This window comes from Brevundimonas sp., assembly GCF_036400995.1.
In the GTDB taxonomy this organism is placed as follows: domain Bacteria; phylum Pseudomonadota; class Alphaproteobacteria; order Caulobacterales; family Caulobacteraceae; genus Brevundimonas.
Genome location: NZ_DASWWG010000102.1, coordinates 22,113 through 28,112 on the forward strand (window position 1 = coordinate 22,113; position 6,000 = coordinate 28,112).

General features: G+C 70.9%; 3 protein-coding genes and 1 tRNA gene. 2 read left to right on the forward strand and 2 right to left on the reverse strand.

The annotated features are described in order from the left end of the window. Positions 1-40 precede the first annotated feature (40 nt). Positions 41-115 (forward strand) — tRNA-Val (locus VGE03_RS14170). 11 nt (positions 116-126) lie between these two features. On the opposite strand, the gene VGE03_RS14175 is transcribed toward VGE03_RS14170, so the two are convergent. Then, entirely contained in the window at positions 127-2,148 is a 2,022-nt protein-coding gene (locus tag VGE03_RS14175) for a caspase family protein (RefSeq protein ID WP_331047122.1), read from the reverse strand. 190 nt (positions 2,149-2,338) lie between these two features. Here VGE03_RS14175 and VGE03_RS14180 point away from each other — a divergent pair, with 190 nt between their 5' ends. Beyond that, positions 2,339-4,444: a DEAD/DEAH box helicase gene (locus tag VGE03_RS14180; RefSeq protein ID WP_331047123.1), complete on the forward strand. Its 2,106-nt coding sequence runs from the start codon at positions 2,339-2,341 to the stop codon at positions 4,442-4,444. Here VGE03_RS14180 and VGE03_RS14185 read toward each other — a convergent pair. Continuing rightward, positions 4,445-6,000 (reverse strand): histidine kinase dimerization/phosphoacceptor domain -containing protein (locus VGE03_RS14185; RefSeq protein ID WP_331047124.1); only part of this gene is annotated, 1,556 nt, incomplete at its 5' end.

The following is a 6,000-nucleotide window of genomic DNA, read 5'->3' on the forward strand; positions in this document are numbered from 1 at the left end:
GCCTCCCCGGACGGCGTACGGCCTTCGGGGCCCGAAAGATGGATGTGTAGCTCAGCGGGAGAGCACCTCGTTCACACCGAGGGGGTCACAGGTTCAATCCCTGTCACATCCACCATTCCCCCTGAATCACGACCCTGACGCCTCCACCGGCAGGCGCACCACGACGTCGTCCACCTGCACCCCGCCCCGGTCGATGACCAGGTTCTGGTAGTTGCGCTGGCCGTCCTGGGTCTCGGATTCGACGTCCTCGACCTCGGTGCGGAACTGGCGGCGCAGCCAGGTCGACAGCTCGCCAGCCGTCACCAGCCGGTCGCCGTCCAGATCGGCGCCGCCGACCATGCCCTCGCGCAGGAAGTGGGACAGGTAGCCGCCCGCGCGGAACTTGTCGGCCACGGCGCTCGTCAGGTCCTCCTCGGACGAGAACAGGCCCATGACGCCCGGGCGATCCACCACATTGCGCGCGAAGCCGCCCGAATAGCAGGCGTCGATCACCAGCAGGGACAGGCGGGTGTTCAGCCCCGCGAACAGGCGCCCCAGCTCGACATCGCTGATCTCGCCATCGCGCAGGACGAGGGTCTCGCTCTTGCCGTCCGGCTCGACCCCGCTGACCGCCACCTCGTGCTGGTTGCCGTGGCCGGAGAAGAAGAACAGGAAGATGTCGTCCGGCCCCGCCTGGGCGGCGACGCGGGCAAAGGCGGTCTGGACGCCGTCCACGGTGGCCTCGGCGTTGGTCAGGACCACGCTGGCCTCGTTCAGGGAGCCGCCCTGGTCGAGGGCCTCGCCCAGCTTGCGGGCATCCTCGTCGGTGAAGTCCAGATTGCTCTGGGCGCCGCCGTAGTCCGAGACCCCGACCATGACCGCGAAGATGCGCCGGCCTCCGGGCGCCGCCGCCTGACGGGCCGACTCGCGGCCGGGCTCGACCGTGAAGCGATAGGAGCCGGTCTCCCCCGGGCGGTAGGAGGTGACCTGCACCACATACTCGCCGTCCTCGGGCAGGATCAGCTGCTGGCGGCTGTCGGTGCCGTCCTCGCCGTCATCATTGTCGAACTGCTCGCCGGAGGGCGTGCGCACGATGGTGTAGGCGTCGAAGGCCGAGGAGGTCAGTTCGACCGCCACCCGCTCCCCGCGCCGGCCGGTGAAGGTGTAGCGGTCGAAATACTCGCCGCTCTCCAGAGTGTCGTCGCCGGCCGACAGGGCGCCGCCCACGGTCTGGCCGATCTGGATGGCGCCGCCGGGCGCGGCCTGTTCGGACGGCCGCACCGGGGCCGACGGCGGCTTCTCGGCGCCCGTCCCGTCCAGCAGCGACATCCGGTAGGCCCCGCGTTCGCCCGGCTCATAGCTGGTGGCCGCGACCAGATAGTCCCCGTCGGCCGGAAGGGTGACCAGCAGGCGGCTGTCGCGGGAGCCCTGCGCCGTCGCGTCGTCATCATTGAACTCGGAGAAGCCGTCCGGTCCGGTGATGGCCACATAGGGGTCGAAGGCCGAGGACGTCAGGCGGATGTCCAGCGCCTGTCCCCGGCGGCCGCTGAAGATCCAGCTGTCGACATATTCGCCGCTGTTGAGGGTGTCATCGCCGTTCTCCAGCACGCCGCTGACGCTCTGGCCCAGCCGCAGGGCGCCGCCGGACGAAGGGCGGGACGACGGCTCCGGATCGGCCGATCCGCCGTCGACGGCGCGCAGGTTCAGGCTGTAGGCGCCGGTCTCGCCCGGCTCATAGGTGGTCGCGCCGAGGGTGACGGTCCCGTCGGCCGGGACCGTGAAGCGAAGCCGGCTGTTGCGCGAGCCCGCGTCGTCGTCGTTGTCCTCGCTCAACCCGCCCGGCCCGCGGACAAGCAGATAAGGATCGAGGCCCGTCCCGTTCAGGATGGCTTCGTAGACGTCCCCGCGGCGGGCCTGGAAAGTCCAGCGGTCGATGTACTCCCCGCTGTCCAGGGTGTTGTCGCCGCCCTCCAGCCGCCCGCGCACGGTCTGCCCGGGCGAGATCGCCTGCGAGTTCTGTCTCGCGGGACCGGGCGTATAGACCGGCGGCGCGGACGGACGGACGCCCGGCCCGGACGCGGGCGGCGTATCGCGCGGACGATCCTGCCCATGGGCCGGCGCGATCAGGACGGTCAGCGCCGTCGTGGCGGCGAGAATGGTGCGAAGCATCGGAATCCCCTACCGGCCCAGCTTGCCTCGACAGGCCGCACTTGTCAGCGCCCCGCCCCGCGCCTGTCAGAAATCGGCAGACCGACGCTACGAGGGCCGCGCTTCCGCCTTGATTGCGGCGCACATGCCCCGCCCTTCGCTCGCCGGAAAGGCTGGCGCGCGCCGCGTTGGCGCCCTACGGACCCTGCCCATGCCCTTCCCCGCCAGCCATCCCGCGCTTGACCGCGCGCTTTCCGAACGCGGCTACGCCGAGCCGACCCCCGTCCAGGCCGCCGTGCTGGAAGCCGAAGCAGGCCGCGACCTGCTGGTTTCCGCCCAGACCGGTTCGGGCAAGACCGTCGCCTTCGGCCTGGCCATGGCCCCCACCCTGCTGGGCGACGCCGAGCGATTCGAGGACAACGCCGCGCCGGTGGCGCTGGTCATCGCCCCGACCCGCGAACTGGCCCTGCAGGTCTCCAAGGAACTGGAGTGGCTGTACGCCAAGACCGGCGCGAAGATCGCGACCTGCGTCGGCGGCATGGATCCCCGCGCCGAGCGTCGCGTGCTGGAGCGCGGCGCCGCCATCGTCGTCGGCACCCCGGGCCGCCTGAAGGACCACATCGAGCGCGACGCCCTGGACCTGTCCGAGCTGAAGGCCGTCGTCCTCGACGAAGCCGACGAGATGCTGGACATGGGCTTCCAGGAAGACCTGACCTTCATCCTCGACCAGGCCCCGACCGAGCGCCGGACCCTGCTCTTCTCGGCCACCATCGCCCGCGACATCGCCGAACTGGCCAAGACCTACCAGCGCGACGCCTTCCGCATCGACACCGTGGTCAAGAACGCCTCGCACGGCGACATCGAATACAAGGCCATCCGCATCGCCCCGCACGAGATCGAGCACGGGGTGGTCAACGTCCTGCGCTATTTCGAAAGCCCGGGCGCCCTGGTGTTCGCCAACACCCGCGAGCGCGTGAAGCACCTGACCGCCTCGCTGCGTGAGCGCGGCTTCTCGGTCGTCGGGCTGTCAGGCGAACTGACCCAGTCGCTGCGCTCGGAGGCCCTGCAGGCCCTGCGCGACGGCCATGCCCGCGTCTGCGTCGCCACCGACGTCGCCGCCCGCGGCCTGGACCTGCCCGATCTGGGTCTGGTCATCCACGCCGAGATCCCGGTCAACAAGGCCACCCTGCTGCACCGTTCGGGCCGCACCGGCCGCGCGGGCAAGAAGGGCGTGTCCGTGCTGATGGTCAGCCACACCCGCCGCCGCAAGGTCGAGATGATGCTGAACTCGGCGTCCATCAAGGCCGAATGGTCGGGCGCCCCGTCCGCCGACGCCATCCGCGCCAAGGACCACGAGCGGATGCTGACCGACCCGATCCTGATGGCCGAGGCCGACGAGGAGTCGATCGCCATGGGCAAGGAACTGCTGGAGCGGACCTCGCCCGAGCACGTCGCCGCCGCCCTGATCCGCCTGTACCGCGAGAAGCTGCCGCCGCCCGAGGACGTGCAGGATGACGAGCGCATGAAGCGCGCCCAGGCCTCCGGCGTGAACGAGCGTGGCCAGCGCGACGGCCCGCTGACCGACTTCGCGCGCGGCGGCGAGATGACCTGGTTCAAGGTCAACATCGGCCGCGAGAAGAACGCCGATCCGAAGTGGCTGCTGCCGCTGATCTGCCGCCTGGGCCACGTGACCAAGCGCGACGTCGGCTCGATCAAGATCTTCGATCGCGAGACCAAGTTCGAGATCACCAAGGACGCCGAGGCCAAGTTCCGCGCCGCCTTGAACACGCCCAACGACGAGGGCGTCAGCATCGGCGACGCCGTGGCTCCGGCGGCGGGCGAGAAGAGCCTGCGGAAGTGGGACAAGCCGCAAGGCGACCGGGGGGGCGACCGGGGGGGCGACCGCCCCGACCGCGGCGACAAGCCCTTCCGCAAGCCGCGCGCCGAGGGCGAGGGTTTCAAGAAACCGTGGGCCCCGCGCCCCGACGGCGATGCGCCGAAGAAGCCGTGGAAGGCCCGCGAGGATCGCGTAGAGGGCGACGCTCCGAAGAAGCCCTGGACGCCGCGCACCGACCGCGAGGCCGCTCCGGCCGCGGCCGGCGAAACCGGCGGCAAGTGGGTCAAGCGCACCAAGGACGGACCGACGCCCGAGGGCAAGAAGCCGTGGGTCGACAAGCCCAAGGGTCCGAAGAAGCCCTGGGCGCCGCGCGCCGAGGGCGGAGCCTCGACGGGCGACAAGCCGTGGACCGGCAAGCCCAAGCCCGGTTTCAAGCCCAAGCCTGGCGGCAAGCCGTTCAAGGGCAAGGCAAGGGGCTGATCAGGCCTCGCGGCCGATCGGCGCCTTGAGGACGACGCGCAGGCCCGGCCTGGCGTCGCGGTAGTCGATCTGGCCGGCCAGCTGGGCGACCAGACTGCCGATCATCATCGAGCCGAAGCCCTGGCCGACCTTGTGCCCGCCCTTGCCCGCGTCCTCGACGGTCAGGCGCAGGGTGCTGGCGTCCTCTTCCAGCACGACGCGGATTGGCCCGGGCTCGCCGTCGTAGGCGTATTTCTGGGCGTTGATGATCAGCTCGGTGAGCACCAGGCCGAGGGTCACCGCCCGGCCCGCCTCGACGTTGACCGGGGCGAGGTCCTGCTCGAGCTGGGCGCTCCAGTCGACCCCCATGGACGCGCCCAGATCCTCGATCAGCTCGGCGAAATAGCGCGACAGGTCGACCGAGGAGGTGGCCTCGACCCGATACAGCCGGCTGTGCACCATCGACACGGCCCGCACCCGCCGCCGGGCTTCGAGCAGCTCGGTCTGGGCTTCCGGCGCGGCCTGACGGGCCTGCAGGCCCAGGAATGACGACACCAGGGTCAGGCTGTTCTGAACCCGGTGATTGACCTCGCGAATGAGAAACTCCTGCTGCTCCAGCCGGACGTCGCGCTCGCTGAGCGAGGCCTGCAGCGACCGATTCAGGTTGCGCAGCTGGCTCACCGACGCGAAGTCAGCCAGGGCGTCCCGCAGGCGGCCGACGGATTCCACCTGGGACGGCGACCAGCGACGCGAGCGACCCCGGACGGTCTCTGACCACGCCTCGAACGAGGCGCGCGGCGTCAGGGCCCCGGACCGACCCGACTTGACCGCCGTCGTCGGGTTGCCGGCCCAACGCACGGTCTCGATGATCTCGGCCCGGAACCACAGGAGGGTCAGCGGCCGGTCGCCCGGCAGGTGGACGCCAAGCAGGCCGCTGGCCTCGGCCCGCCAGGCCTCGGTTTCCGGAAAGCGCAGGGACAAGGCATGGGTGGCGAAGGGGCGCAGGCCCGGCTCGTCCGCGATGCGGCCGACGAGCGTGCGGATCGCGGCGTCCGGAGGCGTCACGCCGAAACGGTAGACGCCCTCCGGGCCGACGACGGCGAAGCCGTCGGCGTCGACCAGCTCGGCCATGTCGCGGGCCCGGTCGCCGATGGCCGCCTCGATGGGCCGGTCCGCCGCCAGCCGTCCCACTAGTTGATCCTCGAGCAGGCGCAAGCGGGTGCGTTCGCGGTACAGCTCCCCCTCGCTCCTGGACTTGATCTGGCGGGCGAGGGCGCGCGCCAGGGCGGTTGCGGAGGTGCGCAGCTCGACCGGCAGCAGTTGCGGCCGGGCGCTGTGGCAGGCCACCAGGCCCCACAGCTCGCCGTCGACGATGATCGACACCGAGGCCGAGGCGCGGACGCCCATGTTGCGCAGGTACTGCAGGTGCACCGGCGAGACGCTGCGCAGGCTGCAGTCGCTCATGTCGAGCGGCCGCCCCGGAGCCGTCGGCTGCAGGGGCTGCGGCTGATAGTGGGAGTCGGGAATGACGCGGACCGGGTTGCGCAGATAAAGGGCTCGCGCCTGCCGCGGAATGT

Bases quoted from the DNA above. Each gene is read 5' to 3' on its own strand.
- VGE03_RS14175 (WP_331047122.1), bottom strand. From the start codon at position 2,148: ATGCTTCGCACCATTCTCGCCGCCACGACGGCGCTGACCGTCCTGATC.
- VGE03_RS14180 (WP_331047123.1), top strand. From the start codon at position 2,339: ATGCCCTTCCCCGCCAGCCATCCCGCGCTTGACCGCGCGCTTTCCGAA.